Origin of the sequence: Flavobacterium sp. (genome assembly GCF_035299005.1) — a bacterium.
Lineage (GTDB): Bacteria > Bacteroidota > Bacteroidia > Flavobacteriales > Flavobacteriaceae > Flavobacterium.
This window is the reverse complement of the sequence record NZ_DATGXL010000014.1, coordinates 395,221-417,254: the sequence shown is the minus strand read 5'-3', so window position 1 is coordinate 417,254 and position 22,034 is coordinate 395,221. Positions and strand designations below refer to the sequence as shown.

General features: G+C 29.8%; 20 protein-coding genes and 1 tRNA gene. 14 read left to right on the top strand and 7 right to left on the bottom strand.

Going from position 1 to position 22,034, the window contains the following annotated elements:
* Positions 1-19: 19 nt before the first annotated feature.
* Positions 20-1,939 carry an LTA synthase family protein gene (locus tag VK164_RS10790; protein WP_324209352.1) on the bottom strand — a complete coding sequence of 640 codons (1,920 nt, stop codon included), beginning with the start codon at positions 1,937-1,939 and terminating at the stop codon, positions 20-22.
* Between the two features lie 123 nt (positions 1,940-2,062).
* Here VK164_RS10790 and VK164_RS10785 point away from each other — a divergent pair.
* A tRNA-Cys gene (locus VK164_RS10785) sits at positions 2,063-2,133 on the top strand.
* Positions 2,134-2,206: 73 nt separating this feature from the next.
* Here VK164_RS10785 and VK164_RS10780 read toward each other — a convergent pair.
* The 4 genes from VK164_RS10780 to VK164_RS10765 form a co-directional block, all read right to left on the bottom strand.
* Entirely contained in the window at positions 2,207-2,884 is a 678-nt protein-coding gene (locus VK164_RS10780; RefSeq protein WP_324209351.1) for a LysE family translocator, read from the bottom strand.
* A gap of 92 nt (positions 2,885-2,976) precedes the next feature.
* Positions 2,977-3,651, bottom strand: a complete 675-nt coding sequence (locus tag VK164_RS10775) for a head GIN domain-containing protein (RefSeq protein ID WP_324209350.1) — start codon at positions 3,649-3,651, stop codon at positions 2,977-2,979.
* A 372-nt stretch (positions 3,652-4,023) separates the two neighbouring features.
* Positions 4,024-6,201, bottom strand: coding sequence for a ribonuclease R (gene rnr / locus VK164_RS10770; protein WP_324209349.1), 2,178 nt, complete (start codon positions 6,199-6,201; stop codon positions 4,024-4,026).
* Between the two features lie 709 nt (positions 6,202-6,910).
* Complete coding sequence (locus VK164_RS10765) at positions 6,911-7,435, bottom strand: DUF1905 domain-containing protein (protein ID WP_324209348.1); 525 nt, start codon at positions 7,433-7,435, stop codon at positions 6,911-6,913.
* An 88-nt stretch (positions 7,436-7,523) separates the two neighbouring features.
* Between VK164_RS10765 and rpiB the strand changes: the two genes are divergently transcribed.
* A complete protein-coding gene (gene rpiB, locus VK164_RS10760; protein WP_324209347.1) occupies positions 7,524-7,955 on the top strand; it encodes a ribose 5-phosphate isomerase B in 432 nt (143 codons plus the stop codon).
* Positions 7,956-7,961: 6 nt separating this feature from the next.
* Positions 7,962-8,870 carry a cation diffusion facilitator family transporter gene (locus VK164_RS10755; RefSeq protein ID WP_324209346.1) on the top strand — a complete coding sequence of 303 codons (909 nt, stop codon included), beginning with the start codon at positions 7,962-7,964 and terminating at the stop codon, positions 8,868-8,870.
* A gap of 9 nt (positions 8,871-8,879) precedes the next feature.
* On the opposite strand, the gene VK164_RS10750 is transcribed toward VK164_RS10755, so the two are convergent.
* Positions 8,880-9,173: a DUF1294 domain-containing protein gene (locus VK164_RS10750; RefSeq protein WP_324209345.1), complete on the bottom strand. Its 294-nt coding sequence runs from the start codon at positions 9,171-9,173 to the stop codon at positions 8,880-8,882.
* Positions 9,174-9,207: 34 nt separating this feature from the next.
* On the opposite strand from VK164_RS10750, the gene VK164_RS10745 reads away from it, so the two are divergent.
* Positions 9,208-11,334, top strand: coding sequence for a Tex family protein (locus tag VK164_RS10745; protein WP_324209344.1), 2,127 nt, complete (start codon positions 9,208-9,210; stop codon positions 11,332-11,334).
* Between the two features lie 56 nt (positions 11,335-11,390).
* Here the strand turns inward: VK164_RS10745 and tatA are convergent, their stop codons facing one another.
* Positions 11,391-11,567 (bottom strand): twin-arginine translocase TatA/TatE family subunit, encoded by a 177-nt coding sequence (gene tatA / locus VK164_RS10740; protein WP_324209343.1) that lies wholly within the window; start codon positions 11,565-11,567, stop codon positions 11,391-11,393.
* A 150-nt stretch (positions 11,568-11,717) separates the two neighbouring features.
* Here tatA and VK164_RS10735 point away from each other — a divergent pair, with 150 nt between their 5' ends.
* The 10 genes from VK164_RS10735 to VK164_RS10690 are packed head-to-tail and all read left to right on the top strand — an operon-like array spanning position 11,718 to position 22,034.
* Positions 11,718-12,587: a M23 family metallopeptidase gene (locus VK164_RS10735; RefSeq protein WP_324209342.1), complete on the top strand. Its 870-nt coding sequence runs from the start codon at positions 11,718-11,720 to the stop codon at positions 12,585-12,587.
* A gap of 1 nt (position 12,588) precedes the next feature.
* Entirely contained in the window at positions 12,589-14,079 is a 1,491-nt protein-coding gene (locus VK164_RS10730) for a GH3 auxin-responsive promoter family protein (protein ID WP_324209341.1), read from the top strand.
* Positions 14,080-14,081: 2 nt separating this feature from the next.
* Positions 14,082-14,906: a carboxypeptidase-like regulatory domain-containing protein gene (locus VK164_RS10725; protein WP_324209340.1), complete on the top strand. Its 825-nt coding sequence runs from the start codon at positions 14,082-14,084 to the stop codon at positions 14,904-14,906.
* 43 nt (positions 14,907-14,949) lie between these two features.
* Positions 14,950-16,641, top strand: coding sequence for a DUF6909 family protein (locus tag VK164_RS10720; RefSeq protein WP_324209339.1), 1,692 nt, complete (start codon positions 14,950-14,952; stop codon positions 16,639-16,641).
* 3 nt (positions 16,642-16,644) lie between these two features.
* Positions 16,645-17,601 (top strand): hypothetical protein, encoded by a 957-nt coding sequence (locus VK164_RS10715; RefSeq protein ID WP_324209338.1) that lies wholly within the window; start codon positions 16,645-16,647, stop codon positions 17,599-17,601.
* Positions 17,601-18,614: a dTDP-glucose 4,6-dehydratase gene (rfbB, locus tag VK164_RS10710; protein ID WP_324209337.1), complete on the top strand. Its 1,014-nt coding sequence runs from the start codon at positions 17,601-17,603 to the stop codon at positions 18,612-18,614. Before VK164_RS10715 ends, rfbB begins: the two co-directional genes overlap by 1 nt.
* Positions 18,614-19,474, top strand: a complete 861-nt coding sequence (rfbA, locus tag VK164_RS10705) for a glucose-1-phosphate thymidylyltransferase RfbA (RefSeq protein WP_324209336.1) — start codon at positions 18,614-18,616, stop codon at positions 19,472-19,474. Before rfbB ends, rfbA begins: the two co-directional genes overlap by 1 nt.
* Before the next feature lies 1 nt (position 19,475).
* The gene (gene rfbC / locus VK164_RS10700; protein ID WP_324209335.1) at positions 19,476-20,027 is read left to right on the top strand and encodes a dTDP-4-dehydrorhamnose 3,5-epimerase; all 552 of its coding nucleotides are present in this window, start codon (positions 19,476-19,478) and stop codon (positions 20,025-20,027) included.
* A complete protein-coding gene (gene rfbD, locus VK164_RS10695) occupies positions 20,021-20,932 on the top strand; it encodes a dTDP-4-dehydrorhamnose reductase (protein WP_324209334.1) in 912 nt (303 codons plus the stop codon). Before rfbC ends, rfbD begins: the two co-directional genes overlap by 7 nt.
* A gap of 4 nt (positions 20,933-20,936) precedes the next feature.
* Positions 20,937-22,034 (top strand): acyloxyacyl hydrolase, encoded by a 1,098-nt coding sequence (locus VK164_RS10690; RefSeq protein ID WP_324209333.1) that lies wholly within the window; start codon positions 20,937-20,939, stop codon positions 22,032-22,034.

The following is a 22,034-nucleotide window of genomic DNA, read 5'->3' as shown; positions in this document are numbered from 1 at the left end:
CTTTAAAAGCTCTTTTTAATTATTCTAATCTGTACTTTCTTCCTTTATATAAATTGCTTGATGCTACAATATGAGCCAAAGCATCCTTTGCTAATTCTTTATTCAGTGGAGTTGGAATTAATTCGGTATCGCTTTTTACTTTAAATTGTAATGGTTTTGCATTCGGATTCATAATAATGACATCATTTTCAACACGAAAAGCATATGTTTCATGAAACAACATTATAGTTCTTCCTTTAATTCCTTTTGGTAATTTTATTAGATTTCTTCCAGGCATAGTTGAATTTGTGGTAATACCTGATAATGCTAAAACAGTCGAAGGAATATCCATTTGACTTGCTAAATTATCATAAGTTGTTCCTTTTTTAACATTAGGAGCAATAATTAAAGCTGGTATATGAAACTTATTAATTGGAACTAAATTTTTTCCATAAGTTCTAGTATTATGATCAGCAATTACAACAAAAATTGTGTTTTTAAAATAGGCTTCTTTTTTAGCCAATTCAAAAAATTTACCTATTGAAAAATCAGCATATTTCATGGCGTTATTTACAGTGTTTTTAGGTTTTTCATACAATTCTATTCTCCCCTCTGGAAATTCAAAAGGTTCATGATTAGATGTTGAAAACATTAAAGAAAAGAATGGTTTTTTACCTAAAGATTTAAAATAATCATTTGCTTTAACAGCTAAATCTTCATCAGAATAACCCCAAGTTCCTTTCATTGCATATTTTTTACCGTCTGTATCAAAATCGGTTTCATCAATAATATTTTTAAAACCATTTCCGTTAAAAAAAGAAGCCATGTTATCAAAATTTGCCATACCACCATATATAAAACTGGTATCATAATTTTGCTTACCAAAAACTTCAGCTAATGTAAAAAAACCTTGTTGTGCACCACTTAATTTCACTACACTTTCAGAAGGATTAGGTAAAAAACCAGAAGTTACTTGTTCAATTCCTCTTACACTTCGAGTTCCGGTACAATATAAATTAGTAAATAACAAACCCTCTTTACTCAATTTATCTAATTCAGGGGTCAATGGTAATCCGTTTAAACAACCAACATATTCAGCACCTAAACTTTCTTGTAAAAAGATAACAACATTGTATTTTGGTTGTATAGTATCAGGTTTTATATGATGTAAAAAAGGTATTTCTGGATTAATGAATTCAGTAACATCCATGTATTTTTTTACCCTTGTATAAGCTTCTAATTCATCCATTTTACCATATTTCTTAACATCGCCTTCATTCTTAATTGAATAAGCTGCAAATGCAACTGTATAAAGCGAATTCAAACCTAATGAATTAGTCATTTGATCTGAACAAAATATTGCATTACTAGCATTAATTGGACGCTTTGTTGTTAAACTACCTCTAGCTCCAAAAAACAAGAAAAACGCAACTATTGGAAATAAAAATAATTTTGTTTTGTAAGCACTTTCAATTGGATAAAATAATTTTTTACCTTGTTTAAAAGCAAAAAATAAAGCAACAACAAGTAAAATTGTAGTAATAATTAATGAAGGTAAATAACTTTTTATTAATGTTCCAACCACTTCTTTTGGATAAATTAAATAATCTAAAAACAATCGATTTGGGCGTGTATCATATTGATTAATAAAATCTAACGTAGATAATTCCATCAATAGAAATAGAAATAAAATAAAAATAAAATAAACGTTTAAAAACTTTTTAAAATAGTTTAAAGAGGAATCAGGAAGCAAAGAAATAAGAACAGTTGGTAAAAAAGCAACATAACAAAGAATTATCAAATCAAAACGAATACCTATTGTAAATAATTGCCAATAATTTTCATTCTCAATAACACGTTCTTTGAAAATAAAAAATAAAATAATTCTACTAATTGTTGTGATTATTAATCCAATTAAAAAAAAATTGAGTATTGGTTTCAGATAACGTAAATTCTTCATAATTAATCAACTATTTAATTGATACAAAAGTAAACTTAAAAAGGAATTATTTCTACTTAATAAATGCTTAATATTTTTGGAAAAGAGGAAATAAAATGTAAATTTGCAGTCCGTTCAAATAATGGCGTCGTGGCCGAGCGGCTAGGCAGCGGTCTGCAAAACCGTCTACTCCGGTTCGAATCCGGACGATGCCTCTAAAACCTTCTAAGAAATTAGGAGGTTTTTTTATTTAATTTTTAAATAAAATTTAAATTAGAATAAGAATTTCTATCTCGTTTCTTCAATTTTATCAACTACTTTTTCTTTAAATCCAGGAAAAATTCCTTGTAATAAAAAGAATACACCAAAAATGATTAATATAAAACTTATCACTCTTTTAATTTTATAAATATTAACAGGAGTAAGTCGGTGTTTTAATTGTTTTGCTAAAATAATTTTTACTACATCTATCGCTAAGTAAAAAAACAAAGTAGCTGTGAAAAAAGTAAAAACTCTTGACGGAATCATTTGTAGTCTTGGTCCTTGTGTAATAATAACCATCATCCAAAAACCTAATATTCCAATGTTAATTACATTCAAGAAAAAACCTTTAAAAAACAATCCTAAATAGTTATTTTTAGGAATATCATCAATGTCTTTTTCTTCATCAATTACAAATTTTTTCTTTAATTGAGTATAAGAAATTACACCATAAACCGACATAATTAATCCACCAATTATATATAAATTTGGATTATCTTTAAACTGTGCTAAGATTTGATTGGATGCAAAATAAGCAATTAATATAAAAATGATATCGCTAAAAATAATACCACAATCTAAAGTAAAAGCTGCTTTAAATCCTTTTGTAATACTAGTTTCTAGTAAAACGAAAAAACCAGGTCCGATAGAAATTGCAAGTAAAAATCCCCAAGGAATAGCAGCTAAAATATCTTGTATAATCAAGTGTTCAGTATTCAGTTATTAGTATTCAGTATGTTTAATAAAATACGAATTTACGAAAAATCTGCCAACAAAAAACAGAACAATCATTACTATTATTTTGCTTGTTCAATTGTTCCACCAGCTATTTTCTTTTCGTTAATTTGTTTTGGTTTACCATAAATAGTGATTTCACCACCCGCTCTTGTTTTTGCATCTACTAAATCCGTTGCATATACATCAGCCATTCCACCAGCGTTTACAGTAACTACAGTTTGTTCTGTTTTACAATCTTGACCATCATATTTTCCACCAGAATTTGATAAAATATCTTGGTTTTTAACAGTTCCTTTTGTGGTTACAATACTACCTTGCGAAACACGAACTTGTAATCTATCGGCTTGTAAATTAGTTAGTTTTACTTCAGAACCTTCTTTACAAATGATATCAAAATTAATCGCAGAAATTTCATCTTTTGAAGCAATTCTACTTCCTTCATTTGCTTCTATAGCGTCTATTTTTTTGTAGTAAACAGTTGCTGAAACATCGTCACCACTTAACATTTTTGTTAAAGGCATTCTGATTTTTAATTCACCACTTTTATTAATTACTTCTACTTCTTGCGAATTTGCTCCTGTTAAAATTATTTTATTTTCAGTAGAAGCCACTAAATTGACATCTATTTTATCAAAAGCGGTTACTTTAGTAAAATCACCAACGTTTTTTTCGGTTTGAGCTATTCCAAATGAAAAGATGGAACAAGTTATAAAGGTTAAAAATGTATTTTTCATAATAATTTATATATATTAAAATAGAAAAGTAATAGTAGAATTAATGTTATTAATAATTGAAAAATAGCTAGTTTTAGTCTTGATGAAAATGATTTTTTTAGAATTAAATCAAATAATAAAAACAAACTAAAACCTATAAATAATACAAATGCAATTATAAAACCTATTAAATGGTTCTCGTTAGTATTAAATTTATAAGTTAACACAAACAATAAGAAAAAGATAAAAAAAGCACTTCCAATTACACTAAAAAACGAAATATTTCTTTTTATAAATTCAACTACTTTCATCTTATTATGAGATTTCTCCTTACGTCGAAATGACAACTTTGTGTCTAACTATTCACTAATTACTTTTCAATTATCACTAAAATTATTCTCTCTTTCTCAAATAATGAAAATCCAATTGTTTTTTTACTAAATCAGCATTTTTTACTTTAACGTAAATTTCGTCTCCTAATTGTAAAATGTTTTTAGAAACTTCACCTACTAAAGCATATTGTTTATCATCAAAGGTGTAATAATCATCTCTAATTTCTCTAATTCTAACCATTCCTTCGCATTTGTTTTCGATGATTTCTACATAAATTCCCCATTCGGTTACTCCAGAAATTACACCTAAAAACTCTTCGTCTTTATGATCTTGCATGTATTTTACTTGCATATATTTCACAGAATCGCGTTCGGCTTGAGCGGCTAAACCTTCCATTTGTGAAGAATGCACACATTTTTCTTCGTATTCTTCTTCACTTACACTTTTTCCACCGTCTATGTAATATTGTAACAAACGGTGTGCCATAACATCCGGATAACGTCGAATTGGTGATGTAAAATGACTATAATAATCAAAAGCTAATCCGTAGTGACCAATATTTTCAGTCGAATACGCAGCCTTACTCATACTTCTAATTGTAAGCGTATCCACTAAATTTTGCTCTTTTTTACCCACAACTTCTGAAAGTAAATTATTCAACGAACTTGAAATATCTTTTTTAGAACGGAAATTTATCGAATAACCAAACTTAGCAATTACGGTTTGAAGATTGATTAATTTATCTTCATTAGGCTCATCGTGAATTCTGTAAATGAAAGTTTTCTTTTGTTTCCCAATGAATTCTGCTACTTTTCTATTGGCTAACAACATGAATTCTTCAATCAAATGATTCGCATCTTTACTTTGTTTGAAATAAACTCCAATTGGTTCCGCTTCTTCATTCAAATTGAATTTTACTTCTACTTTATCAAACGAAATGGCTCCAGCTGCCATTCTTTTTCTACGAAGAATTTTAGCTAATTCATCCATTTTTAAAGTAGCGTCAACTATTGGTTTTGGAACGATGTATTCGCTTCCAGTTAATGAAATTTCAGCTGGAATAACATCACTTTTAGTTTCTATTATACTTTGTGCTTCTTCATATGCAAAACGTTGATCAGAATACGTTACGGTTCTTCCAAACCATGCATCTAAAACTTCTGCTTTATTATTCAGTTGAAAAACAGCTGAAAACGTATATTTTTCTTCATGTGGACGAAGTGAGCAAGCAAAATTTGATAACACTTCTGGAAGCATTGGAACCACTCTATCTACTAAATAAACCGAAGTGGCTCTTTTATAAGCTTCATCATCTAAGATAGTTCCTTCTTGAAGATAATGCGAAACATCGGCAATATGTACTCCGATTTCATAATTTCCGTTTTCTAAGACTTGAAACGATAACGCATCATCAAAATCTTTAGCATCTTTTGGATCAATCGTAAACGTTAAAACATCACGCATATCGCGACGTTTTTTAATTTCTTCTTCTGTTATTGAAGTATCAATTTTATTTGCATACGCTTCTACTTCAATTGGAAAATCATAAGGTAAACCATATTCTGCTAAAATTGCATGAATTTCGGTGTTATGTTCGCCTGGTTTTCCTAATACTTTTATCACTGAACCAAATGGAGAATCGGCTTTTTTAGGCCAATCTTCTAAAGTTACTAAAACAACATCTCCGTGTTCTGCATCACCAATTTTATTTTTTGGAATGAAAATATCAGTATACATTTTAGCATTGGCAGTCGTTACAAAAGCAAAGTTTTTTTGCACATCTATAACCCCAACAAATTCTGATTTTTTACGTTCTAAAATTTCTAAAACTTCTGCTTCTGGTTTACGTGAACTTCTTCTATTATAAATGTAAGCTTTCACTTTATCACCATCTAAAGCATGATTTAAGTTAATGAAAGGAATAAAAACATCGTCTTCTAATTCATCACAAACAAAATAACCTGTTTTACGAGAAGTCATATCTACAATTCCTTCGTAATATTCTGCTTTGGAAATAATTTGATATTTTCCAATTTCCGTTTCGTGAATTTTATCTTGTGCTTTAAGTATTTTTAAATCTCTAATTATTTCGTTTCGGCTTTTGGTATCGCTTAACTCTAAAACAGCAGCTATTTGTTTATAATTAAAAGATTTAGAAGGTTCTCTTGAAAGTATTTTAAATATTTGTGCAGTAAAATCTTTTGTTTTTTTACCTAATTTTTTTGGTTTCTTACTCATTGTATCATTTGTGTGTGCGTTAATATTTTTTACGGGAACACATGAATATAGCTTTACACTCAGTATTCATATAAAAATTATCTTAGCTATATTTCTAATTAAAGTTGAAAGTTACGAAGAAGAAATTAGAAATCAGAATTAGAAAAATAGAATTAACCAAATTATAACAAAATTGATAAAATGAAAGTTTTCAACATTTATTAAAAACAACAAAAAATATTTTTAATTAAATTTAAATTTATGATGGTTATTATAGTGTGTTAATATGTGGAATAAGTTTTCTTACAGAAGTGATTTTTAAAAGTTATTTATACTTATACAACGAAATTAACAATTAAATAATATTGTAAAGAATTGAAAATTAGTTTAGATGAAATTTTAATTATCAACTTATCAACAGTTGTTCATAGTTGGTTTTATAATTATTTTGTAAATAACTTTTATAATAGATTTCTGTTAATAACTACTAAATAACTATTGATAAATTTCCAACAAAAAAAGATAACTAATCTTGATTTTTTAAATCAAATTTTTGATTACATTTTTTTTCAATACAACCTATAAAAAGTTCTAATATTCTATCCAAAGTTGTTAACAAATGTTGTTAATTTTAAGTTGTCTGATTATCAACGATTTGTAAAAAAGAATTAACATATGATAAAAATCATAGTAGAAAGTTGAATACTTTATTGATTTTTAATGAAATAGATTAAAATTTCATATTGTTTTTATATTTTTTAAAATCTTCTTGTAAAAGTTTGAAATCTATTTTTCCTTTATTTTTTTTCAAGTGTGCTAAAATCAGAAAACTTCTTTCTATTTTTAAGTTTGAACTTTTAAATTTATTAATAACATGAATAAGAGTTCGTTGCACACCAGGAGTTAGTTTGTGAAATAAATTACTTCCATCTGGATCACTAAATAATACCTCTTCCATTTCTTCAGAAATTGGCATTCCATATTTAGATTCATCGGGTTGAAGTTCTACTAAAACAGCATCACCAACATTTATTTTTATTTTTTTTAAAACTTCTTTGTTTAATAAGATATAATGAAAGTTTCCTTTTGGAGCCATTGCCCTACTTACAGTAATTGTATTATTCAAAGTACATTTTACACGTTTATCAATGGTACTTGTTATTAATTCTTCATAAACATCTTTTGGAATTTCAATATATGGTCCGTGTCCTAAATTGTTTTCAGCAAAAAAGTCTATTTTTCCTAGAAATTTCATTTTATTTATTTTTATATACAAAGCTAATTTAATATAAAACAACAAATCATTACTTTTGTAAAATATAATTAACAACACAACTCAAAACATGAAAATTTCAATCGGTAACGACCACGCAGGTCCAGACTACAAAAAAGCTATTGTTCAATTTTTAGAAGAAAAAGGACACACTGTTTTTAATCATGGAACGGATACTTTTGATAGTGTAGATTATCCAGATTTTGGTCATCCTGTAGCATATGATATTGAATCCAAAAAAGCTGATTTAGGAATTGTAATTTGTGGCTCTGGAAACGGAATTGCAATGACTGTGAATAAACATCAAGATATTCGTGCGGCTTTATGTTGGACAAAAGAAATTGCTGCTTTAGCTCGCCAACATAATGATGCTAATATTTTAAGTATTCCAGCTCGTTATACTTCTATTCAGCAAGCTGTAGAAATGGTTGATATTTTTTTAAACACACCTTTTGAAGGCGGAAGACATGCTAATCGTGTAAAAAAAATAGCTTGTAAATAATTTTAAATGAGTCACAGTCACGTTCATATCCACAAGCATGAAGTAAAAGCAAAAAATTTAGTTTATTCTATTTTATTGAATTTACTAATTACGGTTGCTCAAATAGTGGGTGGAATTATTTCAGGAAGTTTAGCATTAATTTCTGATGCATTACACAATTTTTCAGATGTGCTTTCGCTAGTTTTTAGTTTAGTGGCTCATAAATTATCACGCAGAAAAGCTTCAATAGATCAAACTTTTGGGTTGAAAAGAGCAGAGCTAATTGCGGCTTTTGTAAATGCAGCTACATTAATTATAGTTGCTTTTATTCTTATTTATGGTGCTGTTGAGCGTTTTTTTCATCCTCATGAGATTAAATCAAATTTAGTAATTTGGTTAGCGGTTTTAGGAATTGCTGTTAATGGTTTATCGGTGATTTTATTAAAAAAAGACGCCGATCATAATTTGAATATGAAGTCTGCTTATTTACATTTATTAACCGATATGATGGCATCTGTAGCGGTTTTAGTAGGCGGATTATTAATGAAGTTTTATGGTTGGTTTTGGGTTGATAGTGTGATGACAATTTTAATTGCAGTTTACTTAATTGTGGTGGGTTATGATTTGATAAAGAAAGCAACAAAAATGTTAATGCTTTTTACACCAGAACACATTGATATTAAAGAAATTGTTAGAGAAGTTCATAAAGTTCCAGGAGCTGGAAAATTACATCACATTCATGTTTGGCATTTAAATGAAGAAGAAATTCATTTAGAAGCGCATTTAGATTGTCCGGAAGATTTTACATTAACTCAATTTGACGAAGTTTTACACCGCATTGAATTAGTTTTGTTTGAAAACTTTGGAATTAATCACATCACAATTCAGCCTGAATTTAAGAAAGAAGATCCAAAAGATTTTATCGTTCAAGATTAGAAATTACAATTAGTTCCATAGAATTCTCAGAATAAAGCGCAAAATAATTAATTGAAGTATTCCAACTACAAAAAATTTTAGTAAAAAAGGGCGCTTTGAAATTTTATGTCGAAAAATTAACATTCCAATAATACCACCAAATAATCCTCCTAAAAAAATTAACCACAACAAACGAATTTCCGAAATACGGTTACCATTTTTTCTGGCCATTTTTTTGTCATAACCCCAAACAAAAAGAGTTATTAAATTTATAATCAATAAATATAATAATATTGGTTCCATAAGGTATATAATTTTATTCAAAGATAGTATTTTAGCATTTCAATTTTTATTTACTATGACTAATATTCAATTCATTCAAAACCAAACCAATTTTGCTGTAAAAAGTATTGAAGCTACTATAAAATTACTTTCTGAAGATTGCACAATTCCATTTATTTCACGTTATCGAAAAGACCAAACAGGAAATTTAGATGAGGTTCAAATCGAAACGATTTCTAAATTAAACAAGCAATATGATGAAATTATCAAGCGAAAAGAAAGTATTTTAAAGTCAATTGAAGAGCAAAATGCGCTTTCTCCTGAATTGAAATCTAAAATTGAAAATAGTTTCGATTTACAAGAATTAGAAGATTTCTATTTGCCTTACAAAAAGAAGAAAAAAACAAAAGCCGATGTCGCTCGTGAAAACGGATTAGAACCTTTGGCAAAAATCATCATGAGTCAAAAAAATGATGATATTGAGTTTTTAGCTTCAAAATATTTGAATACAAACGTTAAAAACGAAGACGAAGCCTTACAAGGTGCTCGCGATATTATAGCTGAATGGATTAACGAAAATATCTTTATTCGTAAAAATTTACGTCGCCTATTTCAACGAAAAGCAGAAATTACAACTAAAGTAGTAAAAACCAAAAAAGAGGATGAAGGTGCTCAAAAATTTTCCCAATATTTCGACTGGGCTGAACCAATTGCTAAAGCACCATCTCATCGTTTATTAGCCATGTTGCGTGCCGAAGCAGAAGGTTTTGTGAAATTAAATGTAGCTATCGAAAAGGAAGAAGCTATTGATTTTATAGAAGAAAATATCATTAAAAACAAAAATTCAGAAGCAACAACACATTTAGAATTAGCCATTAAAGACAGTTACAAACGCTTGTTAGAACCTGCTATTTCAAACGAAACGTTACAAGAAGCTAAAGCTAAAGCCGATATCAAAGCAATTGATGTTTTTTCAGAAAATTTACGTCAGTTGTTGTTAGCACCGCCTTTAGGTGAAAAAAGAATCTTAGCCATCGATCCAGGTTATAGAACGGGTTGTAAAGTGGTTTGTTTGGATGAAAAGGGAGATTTATTAAACAACGAAACCATTTACCCACACGCACCACAAAACGATACTGCTATGGCTATGAAAAAAATCCGTTCTATGGTGAATGCGTACAACATTGAAGCGATTTCTATTGGTAACGGAACTGCTTCTCGTGAAACTGAATTTTTCATTAAAAAAATCGCTTTTGATAAACCCGTACAAGTTTTTGTAGTTTCAGAGGCAGGAGCATCTGTGTATTCGGCGAGTAAGATTGCGCGTGAAGAATTCTCAAATTATGATGTTACCGTTCGTGGTTCGGTTTCAATTGGAAGAAGATTAAGTGACCCATTGGCCGAATTGGTAAAAATTGATCCAAAATCTATAGGGGTTGGACAATATCAGCACGATGTGGACCAAACGAAATTACAATTAGCATTAGACAGCACAGTAATTAGTTGTGTGAATTCAGTTGGAATTAACATCAACACAGCTAGTAAATCGTTGTTGAGTTATGTTTCTGGAATTGGAGAAAAAATGGCGGAAAATATTGTTGCTTATCGTTCGGAAAACGGACCTTTTGAAGATAGAAAGCAATTGAAAAAAGTACCGCGTTTGGGTGAAAAAGCGTACCAACAAGCGGCAGCTTTTATTAGAATTCGCGATGGAAAAAACCCGTTGGATAACTCGGCAGTACATCCAGAAGCGTATCCAATTGTAGAAAAAATGGCAAAAGATTTAGGTATTAAAACTACCGAATTAATTGCTAATAAAGAAAAAATCAACCTAATAGATCCAGAAAAATATATTACTACTGAAATAGGAATTTTAACTTTAAAGGATATTTTAAAAGAGTTAGAAAAACCAGGTTTAGATCCGAGAAAGGCGGCTAAAATTTTTGAATTTGACCCAAATGTTCGTTCGATTTCAGATTTAAGAGCAGGTATGATTTTACCCGGAATTGTGAATAACATAACAGCTTTCGGTTGTTTTGTTGATTTAGGAATCAAAGAAAGCGGTTTAGTACACATTTCGCAATTGAAAGAAGGGTATGTTTCTGATGTAAACGAGGTAGTAAAAATGCATCAACATGTACAAATAAAAGTTGTTGAGGTGGATGAAACTAGAAAGAGAATTCAGTTGACGATGATTTTATAAATAAAAAACCCAAATTACTGTAATGTAATTTGGGTTTTACTTTTTAATCTACAAAACTATTTAGTTTCTTCTTCTTTTTTAGAATTTGTAGGTTGGTCATCTTTAGCGGCATTTTTAAATTCTTTGATACCACTACCTAATCCTTTCATTAATTCAGGAATTTTTTTACCTCCAAAAAGTAATAAAACAATAGCTAAAATGACTAATATTTCTGTAAGACCTAATTTTCCCATGATATGTAAAATTTATAACTTTTATTCATTTAATACGTTACAAAGATAATAAGAAATTAACAAACCATTATTTTTTAACTAATTATTATGTGTATTAAAGTAACAACACGTTGTATTTAGTATATTTGTGATACTAATTTGTTTTTAAAAATGCCCAATAAACGACTTAAACGACAATTACTTCTCAAAAAATTATACAACAAAAGAAGATTAGTTATTCTTAATGAAGATACTTTTGAGGAAACTTTTTCATTAAAATTAAATTTAATGAATGTTTTTGTGGTTGGTTCCATAGGTGCTATTTTAATCATTTTTGTCACAACCTATATTATTGCATTTACGCCACTTCGCGAATATATTCCAGGATATGCTTCTTCTAAATTAAAACAAGAAGCACTAGAAATGGCAATTAAATCAGATTCTTTAGAAAAATCAGTAAAACTTAATAATGCCTATATTGCCTCAATAAAAAAAGTTTTAACAGGTGATTTAGAATACGCAAAACTAAATAAAGATTCAATAAAAGCATCCGATTTAGAAGGTATTAGCAACGAAAGTCTTTCTCCAACAGAACAAGAAATAGAGCTAAGAAATCAAGTAATTAAAGAAGATAAATTTAATGTATTTGAATCGGCTGAACCAAAAGTTAGTTTTGTTTTATTTCCACCAGCTCAGGGAGCAGTTTTGGAAAAATATAATCCAAAAAATAAACATTTTGCTATTACAATTGCTTTAACAAACAATACACCAATAAAATCAATTGGAGCCGGAACAATTATTTTTTCGGATTGGACACCAAGTTCTGGTTATGTAGTAATTATTCGTCATAAAGATGATATTTTATCAGTTTATAAAAATGCTGCGTCAGTTACAAAATCACAAGGAAATGTAGTAAAATCTGGAGAAGTAATTGCTTTAGCGGGAAGTTCAACACCGCAAAAACCAAATGCCACTTTACGATTCGAATTGTGGAAAGATGGTTTCCCAATTGACCCAACTCAATTTATCAATTTCAATTAGCATGTCGTTAAAAGCTATAGCAGCAAAATTTTTTGCCAAAAGAATTCATAAAATCACTCAAAAATGGGCAAATAATCCTGTTGAAACTCAACAAAAAGTTTTTGAAGATTTAATCAAAGAGGCGAAACAAACCCAGTTTGGACAAGACCACGATTTTTCATCTATTAAAACTTTTTCTGATTTTGCTCAAAAAGTTCCTGTTCGAGATTATGAAGGGTTAAAGCATTATGTTGATCAAGTTGTAAAAGGTGAAGAAAACATACTTTGGAAAGGAAAACCTTTATATTTTGCAAAAACTTCAGGAACTACATCAGGTGCTAAATATATTCCGCTCACTGCAGCATCCATTCCATTTCATATTCAAGCGGCTCGAAATGCTATTTTAAGTTACATTTATGAAACAGGAAAAGCAGATTTTGTGAATGGAAAAATGATTTTTTTGCAAGGAAGTCCTGTCTTAGAAGAAAGAAACGGCATCAAATTAGGTCGATTATCAGGAATTGTTGCACATTTTGTTCCTAAATATTTACAAAAAAACCGAATGCCTAGTTGGGAAACTAATTGTATTGAAGATTGGGAAACTAAAGTAAATACTATAGTTGCAGAAACTATTAATGAAGATATGGCAGTAATCTCAGGTATTCCGTCTTGGGTACAAATGTATTTTGAGAAATTGGCAGCAAAAGCGAATAAACCAGTTGGCGAAATTTTCAAAAACTTTAATTTATTCATTTATGGGGGTGTAAATTATGAACCTTATCGTGCAAAATTTGAAAATTTAATAGGAAGAAAAGTTGATTCTATTGAGTTGTTTCCTGCCTCTGAAGGCTTTTTTGCCTACCAAGATTCTCAGACAGCAAAAGGAATGCTTCTGTTATTAAATTCAGGAATTTTTTATGAATTCATAAAAGCAGACGAGTTTTTTACTGAACAGCCAAAACGTTACACAATTGGCGAAGTGGAGTTAGGTGTCAATTACGTTTTAATTATTTCTAGTAATGCAGGACTTTGGGCATACAATATTGGCGATACAATTCAGTTTACAAGTATAAAACCATATCGTGTTATAGTTTCAGGTCGTATTAAGCATTATATTTCAGCTTTTGGAGAACATGTTATAGGGAAAGAGGTCGAATCAGCATTAAAAGAAGCTATGGAAGAAACCGATGTTCGTGTAAATGAATTTACAGTTGCACCACAAATCACTCCTTCTAAAGGTTTGCCATATCACGAATGGCTCATTGAATTTGAAAATGAACCTAATAATTTAGAAGATTTTGCTTTACGAATTGATAACGCCATGCGCAAACAAAATGTATATTATGATGATTTGATTGTGGGCAATGTGTTGCGAACGTTAGTAATTACAAGTGTTCCAAAAAATGGATTTCAAGAGTATATGAAATCCATTGGCAAATTAGGCGGACAAAATAAGTTACCAAGATTAAGCAATGATAGAAAAATTGCTCAGTTTTTTGAGATAAAAGAATAAAGATGAGAGAAAAGAAACTGATTTGGATTTTTATAATTATTTCACAATTTACTTTTTCACAAATCAAAGGCGTAGTCAAAGACAGTCTTTCGGGAGAACCAATTCCGTTTGTGAATATTTGGGTGGAGAATGAGAATATAGCTACTACTTCTGAAATTGACGGTAGTTTTTTTTTAGAGACAAAGCCCGAAAAAAACATTATTTTTTCAATTTTAGGATTTGAAAAAAAAATCATTAAGGCCTCACAAGTATCAAATGTATTTTTAAAACCTGCAACTTTTGATTTAAAAGAAGTTGTAATTCTAAACAAAAAAGAAACTAAACAAATCGAAATTGGTAATATAAAAAACACCACTTTTCAAGCATTTGATAATGGACCAAAAGTTGAAGCTAAATTTTTTCCTTATGATAAATTGTATAGTAAAACAAGATTTATAAAACAAGTCACTATTTTTACAGATAGTAGAATTGACAGTGCAACAATTAAATTACATTTTTACAAAGTTGATAATGATGGATCACCTGGAGAAGAGCTTCTTACTAAAGACTACATTGTTACTTTAAAAAAAGGGGTTATTAAACACAAATTTAACTTAAGTCAGTTTGATTTAGAATTTCCAAAAAACGGGCTTTTTGTTGCTTATGAAAAGTTGTTAATTGAAAGCAATAAAACAGGTACAAAATTTCAGCCTTATGTATTGTATAACTATGTTGAAAGAGACTTTTTTTATACTTTTTCAGGAGGAAAATGGAATAAGCAAATAGCTGCAGAATCTACCAAGTTACAATTGAACGAACCAGCTATAAATCTAGTATTATCTAACTAAAATAAAATATTGTACCTTTGCAGGTTAGAAAAACAAAATATTAATGAAAGACATTAAAAACATTTCGCGCTCAAGAGCGCAAGAGTCCTCAGCAGCTATTGAGCGACTGTACATTACCATGAGACATTTATTCAATAGAGGTTTTTATAAACCAATGGGTGTTTCAGGGGAAACTTTAAGAGAAGCGTTATTGGAGCTTCGACCAGAGATTTACGGTTCTATTGCCGAAGAAAAAGTTGAATTAAACGGATTGTTGTATGTAATTGAACGATTACCAGTAGGTATTGAGCAATGTAGATACATCAATTTAACTTCAGATGAAGGGTATTCAAATTCACATTTTAAAGCAATCGTACCACCCAAAAGAAGAAGAAATTGCTATCGTATTGATGACGAGCAAATGAATATCGAAATCACACGAGGACGTTCAGATATTTATGATATTTTAACGCATTTAACTTTTATTTTTATCGAATCTCATAAAATTAAAGATAGAGTTTTAATTGATGAAGAAGGAAGATTTACACGTGATTGGGAAAAACTAGAACAAGTAGTTTTACAAAATAAAAAACTAACACTTGTTGACAGAGAAAAAGCAATTTCACACACTTCAAATATTTTAGGAAGAACTTTTGCTGAGGTAAAAGAAATTTATGATGATTTTGGCACAGCAGAAACACCAGAACGATTTTTACACATCGTTTATTGGTTAGGTAAATTAGCTATTGAAGAAATAGTTGATAACAACAAAAGAACCATTACCTTCAGCCCAATTTTAAGAGAACGTTTAGGTCATCATATATATGGCGAAATTTGGGCAAACGATATCAAAGAAGTTTTGGTTAAAAACAATTTAATTGAAAGGCCAATTCATATTATTAGTGCCAATATGCACAGCGTAATGAATTCTATTTTTGCAGAACCAGTATTAGGAAAAAAATATAAAGAAGCGGCTGATTTTCAAATATTTGAAGATTTAAGTAGTTCAAATAATAAAGAGTTACGCAAGAAAGTTGAAGATTTTGCGTTACAACAAGGTATGATTTCATTACCCGATACATCTGGAACTAATATTGATGTGCAAATTTTTGATACGGCTAAAATTGATATTAAAAAATCAGCATTTGCAAAGGCAAATTTAGGCGAAAATAAACCAGTGTTAATTGTAATGGATTATGCTTTTGGAGAACAAGCTTATGAAACCATTGATGAGTTACTGAAGCCATATAAAATAAATAAGAATAAAATCTTTTTAAATGTAGAATCGGTTTCTATTATGGGTAAAGCTGGAATTTTAGAAGGAGGAAAAGGGGATATTATGATTCCAACTTCTCATGTAAATGAAGGAACAGCTGATAATTATCCTTTTGAAAATGAATTAACTGCAGATATGTTGAGAGGTAATGATATACCAGTTTTTGAAGGCCCAATGATTACTGTTTTAGGAACATCACTTCAAAATAGAGATTTATTGAAATTTTTTCACGAATCCACATGGCAAGCAATAGGATTAGAAATGGAAGGAGCTTATTATCAAAAAGCAATTCAATCGGCTTCTAAAATTAGAAAAAGTATCAATCCAAATGTAAAAGTACGTTATGCTTACTACGCATCAGATAATCCTTTAGAAACTGGAAGTACATTGGCTTCTGGCGGTTTAGGAACAACAGGAGTAAAACCTACGTATTTAATTACGATTAAAATATTAGAACAAATTTTTAATGTAAAACAATAATAAATGAGTACAAATTCTCAAGACCAAGAAATTGATTTAGGACAAATTAGAATAGGAATTAAAAATTATTTTAACGGAATAATTAATTCGTTTTTTGACTTTATTTTCTTTGTAAAAAAGAAGATTATTATAATTGGAACACTTTTATTAATTGGAATTGTATTAGGTTTTTTTATTGATAAAAATCATGCTTATACACAAGATATTACAGTGATTCCAAATTTTGGCAGTAATGAATATTTGTACAAAAAAGTAGATTTCTTAAACTCAAGAATTATTGAAAAGGATAAAAATTTTTTCAAAAGTATAGGGATTAATAATTCCGATAAAATAGGAAAAATACAAATTAAAGCGATTAATGGAATTTTTGGTTTTGTAAATATGCGTGACAACGAGCAAAATTTTGAATTAATTAAATTAATGGCTGAAGACGGAAACATTGATGAAATTATAAAAAGTGATATAACAAGTAAAAATTATTATTTGCACAACATCACTTTTCAAACAGCTGAAAAAATCAATCAAAAAGAAGTCATTGATCCACTTTTAAAGTATTTACAAGACAATTCGTTTTACAAAACACAGCAAAAAATTTATCAGGAAAATACAAATGATAAAATCAAATTTAATGATTCATTAATAAAACAGATTGATGGATTAATTGTAAAGTTGTCTGATAATAATTCTGGTAGTAATGTATCTATTTCTGAGAATAAAGGAATTAGTGAGTTGATTAATAAAAAGAATGAATTAGTTATAGAATCTCAATATCTAAAAATACACAAACATGAGTATGAGGATATTATTAAAACACAAAATGTTTCCTTAAATAATGTTAACACAAAAGGTTTAAATAACAAGATGAAGTTTATTTTACCATTCTTAATAGTGTTTTTATACTTAGGATTTTATAAATTTAGTTCATTATACAAAAAACAAGTAGCAAGAATTAATAGTTAATGAAAAATATATTAGTTACTGGAGGTGCCGGATTTATTGGAGCTAATTTTGTTCCCTATTTTATAGAAAATAATTCAGATTATCATTTGGTAAATTTGGATTTACTTACCTACGCTGGAAATTTAGAAAACGTTTCTGAAGTTGAAAATCATCCGAGATATACCTTTGTACAAGGCGATATATGTGATAGAAATTTTGTTGAAGATTTATTTCAAAAATTTCAATTTCACGGTGTCATTCATTTTGCAGCTGAAAGTCATGTTGATAATTCAATTTCTGGCCCAGAAGCGTTTATTAGAACCAATGTTTTAGGAACGTTTAACTTATTAGATACCGCCAGAAAACTTTGGATGTCAGCTCCTAGTCAATACAATGCTGATTTTAAAAATTCGCGTTTTCACCATGTTTCAACCGATGAGGTTTATGGTACTTTAGGCGAAACTGGTTTATTTGAAGAAACCACTCCATATGCACCAAATAGTCCGTACTCCGCTTCAAAAGCGGGTTCAGATATGATTGTGAGAAGTTATTTTCACACCTACGGAATGAACGTTGTAACCACAAATTGTTCTAACAATTACGGACCAAAACAACATGATGAAAAGTTAATACCTACTATTATTCGTAAAGCTATTTCTGGAGAGAATATTCCAATTTATGGTGACGGAAAAAACGTACGCGATTGGTTATATGTTTTAGATCATTGTAAAGGAATTGAATTGGCGTTTAAAACAGGAAAATCAGGTGAAACTTATAACATTGGAGGAAGAAACGAACGTAATAATTTATATATTGTTGATACTGTTTGTTCGATTTTGAATCAATTGCAACCAAAATCAGAAGGAAAATATCAAGATCAAATTACTTTTGTGAAAGATAGACCAGGACATGATTTACGTTATGCCATTGATGCCACCAAAATTGAAAATGAATTGGGCTGGAAAGCCGATGAAAATTTCGAGTCGGGAATCAAGAAAACAATAGAATGGTATTTACAAAAATATAACAACTAATGAAAGGAATTATATTAGCTGGAGGTTCAGGCACACGTTTGCATCCGTTAACATTAGCGGTAAGTAAACAGCTAATGCCAATTTATGATAAACCAATGATTTACTATCCATTATCAACTTTGATGTGGGCAGGAATTAGCGAAATTTTAATTATTTCAACCCCTCATGATTTACCTTTATTTCGTCAATTATTAGGTGATGGAAAATCATTAGGATGTAAATTTGAATACGCAGTTCAAGAACACCCAAATGGATTGGCCGAAGCATTTATTATAGGAAAAGAATTTATTGGGAACGATAAAGTTGCCTTAATACTTGGAGATAATATTTTCTACGGAACGGGTTTAGCTGAATTATTACAAGAAAACAGCAATCCAAACGGAGGAATTGTTTACGCTTATCATGTTCACGACCCAGAACGTTATGGTGTAGTTGAATTTGATGGCGCTGGCAAAGTTTTATCTATTGAAGAAAAACCAACGCATCCAAAATCAAATTTTGCCGTTCCAGGAATTTATTTTTATGATAATCAAGTAGTTGAAATAGCAGCAAACATTAAACCAAGCCCACGCGGAGAATTAGAAATTACTGATGTTAACAAAGCCTATTTAGAACAAGGAAATTTAAAAGTTTCTATTTTAGATAGAGGAACAGCTTGGTTAGACACAGGAACATTTCAATCGTTAATGCAAGCGGGACAGTTTGTACAAGTAATTGAAGAACGTCAAGGATTAAAAATTGGTGCTATTGAAGAGGCCGCTTATAAAATGGGTTTCATCAATGCTGACCAATTAAAAAAATTAGCAGAACCATTACTAAAAAGCGGTTATGGAAAGCACTTAATGAGTTTAGTAAACTAAAATGAAATTTATAGAAACCAAACTTAAAGGATGTTTTATCCTTGAACCAAAAATAATAAAGGATGAACGAGGTTACTTCATGGAAAGTTTCAATGAAAGAGTTTTTCAAGAAGGTGTTATGCAAAAAACAAATTTTGTGCAAGACAATCAATCTTATTCTACTAAAGGAGTTTTACGAGGATTGCATTACCAATGTGGTGAGCATGCGCAAGCTAAATTAGTACGTGTTCTTGAGGGTGAAGTTTTAGATGTTGCTGTAGATTTGCGACCAGAATCAGATACTTATGGTCAATATGAGGCTGTTTTGCTTTCGGCAGAAAATCAAACCCAGTTTTTTGTTCCAAGAGGTTTTGCTCATGGATTTTTGGTTTTAAGCGAGTCAGCAACTTTCTTTTACAAATGCGATAATTTTTACAATAAAGAAAGCGAAGGTGGTTTAATATATAATGATGAAACAATAAATATCGATTGGAATTTTCCTGTCCAGGATTTGATTATTTCCGATAAGGACAAAGTATTACCCAATTTACAAAACGCTAAAAAAGTATGGTAGTACTTATAGCAGGAGCAAACGGACAATTAGGTCAAGCTATTCAATCTATTTCTGGGAAATATCCTGAAATAGATTTTGTGTTTTGTTCTTCTTCGGAATTAGATATTACGAATTTAGAAAACTGTCAAGCGGTTTTTTCAACCTATCAACCACACTTTTGTATCAATGCAGCTGCATACACAGCAGTTGATAAAGCTGAAAGCGAATCATCAAAAGCTTTTGATATTAACGCAAACGGACCAGAAAATTTAGCGATTACCTGCAAGAAGTTCAATACAATTTTAATTCATATTTCTACTGATTTTGTATTTGATGCTTATTTTTCAGATGGAATTGCTTATTATGATAGAGAACTTAGATTGCCTTTAAAAAGTGATTTTGGACTTACAGAAACCGATGTGCCTTTTCCAAGCGGCGTTTATGGTTTAACAAAATTACAAGGAGAGCAGGCGATTCAGGCAAATTGGGAAAAACATTTTATCATTAGAACTTCTTGGGTATATTCTCAATTTGGAAATAATTTTATGAAAACTATGTTACGATTGTCATCAGAACGCGACAGTCTTTCTGTTGTTGAAGACCAAATAGGAACACCAACAAATGCCGTTGATTTAGCTGAAGTTTTGATAAAAATCATTCAATCACCCACCACTCATCAATCATCATTTTTCGGTATTTACAACTTCAGTAATGAAGGAAAATGTTCTTGGTATGATTTTGCGGCAGCAATATTTCATCAAAGAGGAATTAAAATAGATTTAAAACCAATACCTACAATTTCTTATCCAACACCAGCAAAAAGACCAGCGTATAGTGTTTTGGATAAAACAAAAATTAAAAAAACATTCGATATTGAAATCGGCGAATGGCAAACGAGTTTAGCAAGGTGTATTAATCAACTGTAAATTCATGAAAAAAATAGTTTTACTCTTTTGCTTTACTTTCTTTTTTTCCTTTTCGCAAGAGCAAGCATCAACTTATTTTGACGTGCAGCTTTTTAGAGGAAATATCTACAAGCATACAAATGATATCGGTCATTTAATCACGGGTCATCCTGACGGATTTTTATTAAGTTATAACTGGAAAACCTTTGGAAAAAAAGAATGGCAACAAGTATATAATTATCCTGATTATGGTATTTCATATCATTATTTAGATTTCAAAAACCAGTATTTGGGTGTTAATCATGCGATAGGAGTACATTATAACTTTTATTTTTTCAAGCGTCAATTGATGTTTCGAATTTCGCAAGGAATTGGGATGACTTCTTCTCCTTATGATAAAGAAACCAACAATAAAAACAATGCTTTTGGGACTAAAATAATGGATAATAATTACTTTTTATTGCAATATAAAAAGGAAAATTTTATTGATAAGATTGGTTTACAAGCAGGTTTTATGTTAACCCATTTTTCTAACGGAAGATTTAAAGCACCAAATAGTGGAATTAACACAATAGCTTTTAACATAGGATTGAATTATAATTTTAATGACAAACAAGAATTTATAGTTGATTCGTTACCTCCATCAGCATCTTACAAAGAAAGAATCAAATACAATATTGCTTTTAGAACTGGAATTTCAGAAGGACCAGTTCCTCATTTAGGACAGCGTCAATTTTATCATATTGGTTTGTATGCAGATAAAAGAATTGGTAGAAAAAGCGCTTTACAATTAGGAACAGATGTTTTTTTATCGCGCTATTTACAAGATTACATCAAATTTGTTTCGGTAGCTTTTCCTGAAGACCATGAATCTTATGCAGATCCAGACACCGATTATAAACGAATTGGATTATTTGTTGGTCACGAATTATTTATCAATAAATTATCAATTGAAACACAACTAGGTTATTATGTGTACAAACCATTTGATTATGAAATAGACATCTATCAAAGAGTTGGAATAAAATATTATCTTTATAAAAATTTTTTCACGGGAGTTGGACTAAAAACACATGGCGGAAGAGCGGAAGCCATTGAAGCCACTGTTGGTGTGCGATTATAA

Bases quoted from the DNA above. Each gene is read 5' to 3' on its own strand.
- VK164_RS10735 (WP_324209342.1), top strand. From the start codon at position 11,718: ATGCCCAATAAACGACTTAAACGACAATTACTTCTCAAAAAATTATAC.
- VK164_RS10755 (WP_324209346.1), top strand. From the start codon at position 7,962: ATGAGTCACAGTCACGTTCATATCCACAAGCATGAAGTAAAAGCAAAA.
- rfbA (WP_324209336.1), top strand. From the start codon at position 18,614: ATGAAAGGAATTATATTAGCTGGAGGTTCAGGCACACGTTTGCATCCG.
- VK164_RS10690 (WP_324209333.1), top strand. From the start codon at position 20,937: ATGAAAAAAATAGTTTTACTCTTTTGCTTTACTTTCTTTTTTTCCTTT.
- VK164_RS10775 (WP_324209350.1), bottom strand. From the start codon at position 3,651: ATGAAAAATACATTTTTAACCTTTATAACTTGTTCCATCTTTTCATTT.
- VK164_RS10745 (WP_324209344.1), top strand. From the start codon at position 9,208: ATGACTAATATTCAATTCATTCAAAACCAAACCAATTTTGCTGTAAAA.
- rfbB (WP_324209337.1), top strand. From the start codon at position 17,601: ATGAAAAATATATTAGTTACTGGAGGTGCCGGATTTATTGGAGCTAAT.
- VK164_RS10790 (WP_324209352.1), bottom strand. From the start codon at position 1,939: ATGAAGAATTTACGTTATCTGAAACCAATACTCAATTTTTTTTTAATT.
- VK164_RS10725 (WP_324209340.1), top strand. From the start codon at position 14,082: ATGAGAGAAAAGAAACTGATTTGGATTTTTATAATTATTTCACAATTT.
- rnr (WP_324209349.1), bottom strand. From the start codon at position 6,201: ATGAGTAAGAAACCAAAAAAATTAGGTAAAAAAACAAAAGATTTTACT.
- VK164_RS10765 (WP_324209348.1), bottom strand. From the start codon at position 7,435: ATGAAATTTCTAGGAAAAATAGACTTTTTTGCTGAAAACAATTTAGGA.
- tatA (WP_324209343.1), bottom strand. From the start codon at position 11,567: ATGGGAAAATTAGGTCTTACAGAAATATTAGTCATTTTAGCTATTGTT.
- VK164_RS10720 (WP_324209339.1), top strand. From the start codon at position 14,950: ATGAAAGACATTAAAAACATTTCGCGCTCAAGAGCGCAAGAGTCCTCA.
- rfbC (WP_324209335.1), top strand. From the start codon at position 19,476: ATGAAATTTATAGAAACCAAACTTAAAGGATGTTTTATCCTTGAACCA.
- VK164_RS10730 (WP_324209341.1), top strand. From the start codon at position 12,589: ATGTCGTTAAAAGCTATAGCAGCAAAATTTTTTGCCAAAAGAATTCAT.
- rfbD (WP_324209334.1), top strand. From the start codon at position 20,021: ATGGTAGTACTTATAGCAGGAGCAAACGGACAATTAGGTCAAGCTATT.
- VK164_RS10715 (WP_324209338.1), top strand. From the start codon at position 16,645: ATGAGTACAAATTCTCAAGACCAAGAAATTGATTTAGGACAAATTAGA.
- rpiB (WP_324209347.1), top strand. From the start codon at position 7,524: ATGAAAATTTCAATCGGTAACGACCACGCAGGTCCAGACTACAAAAAA.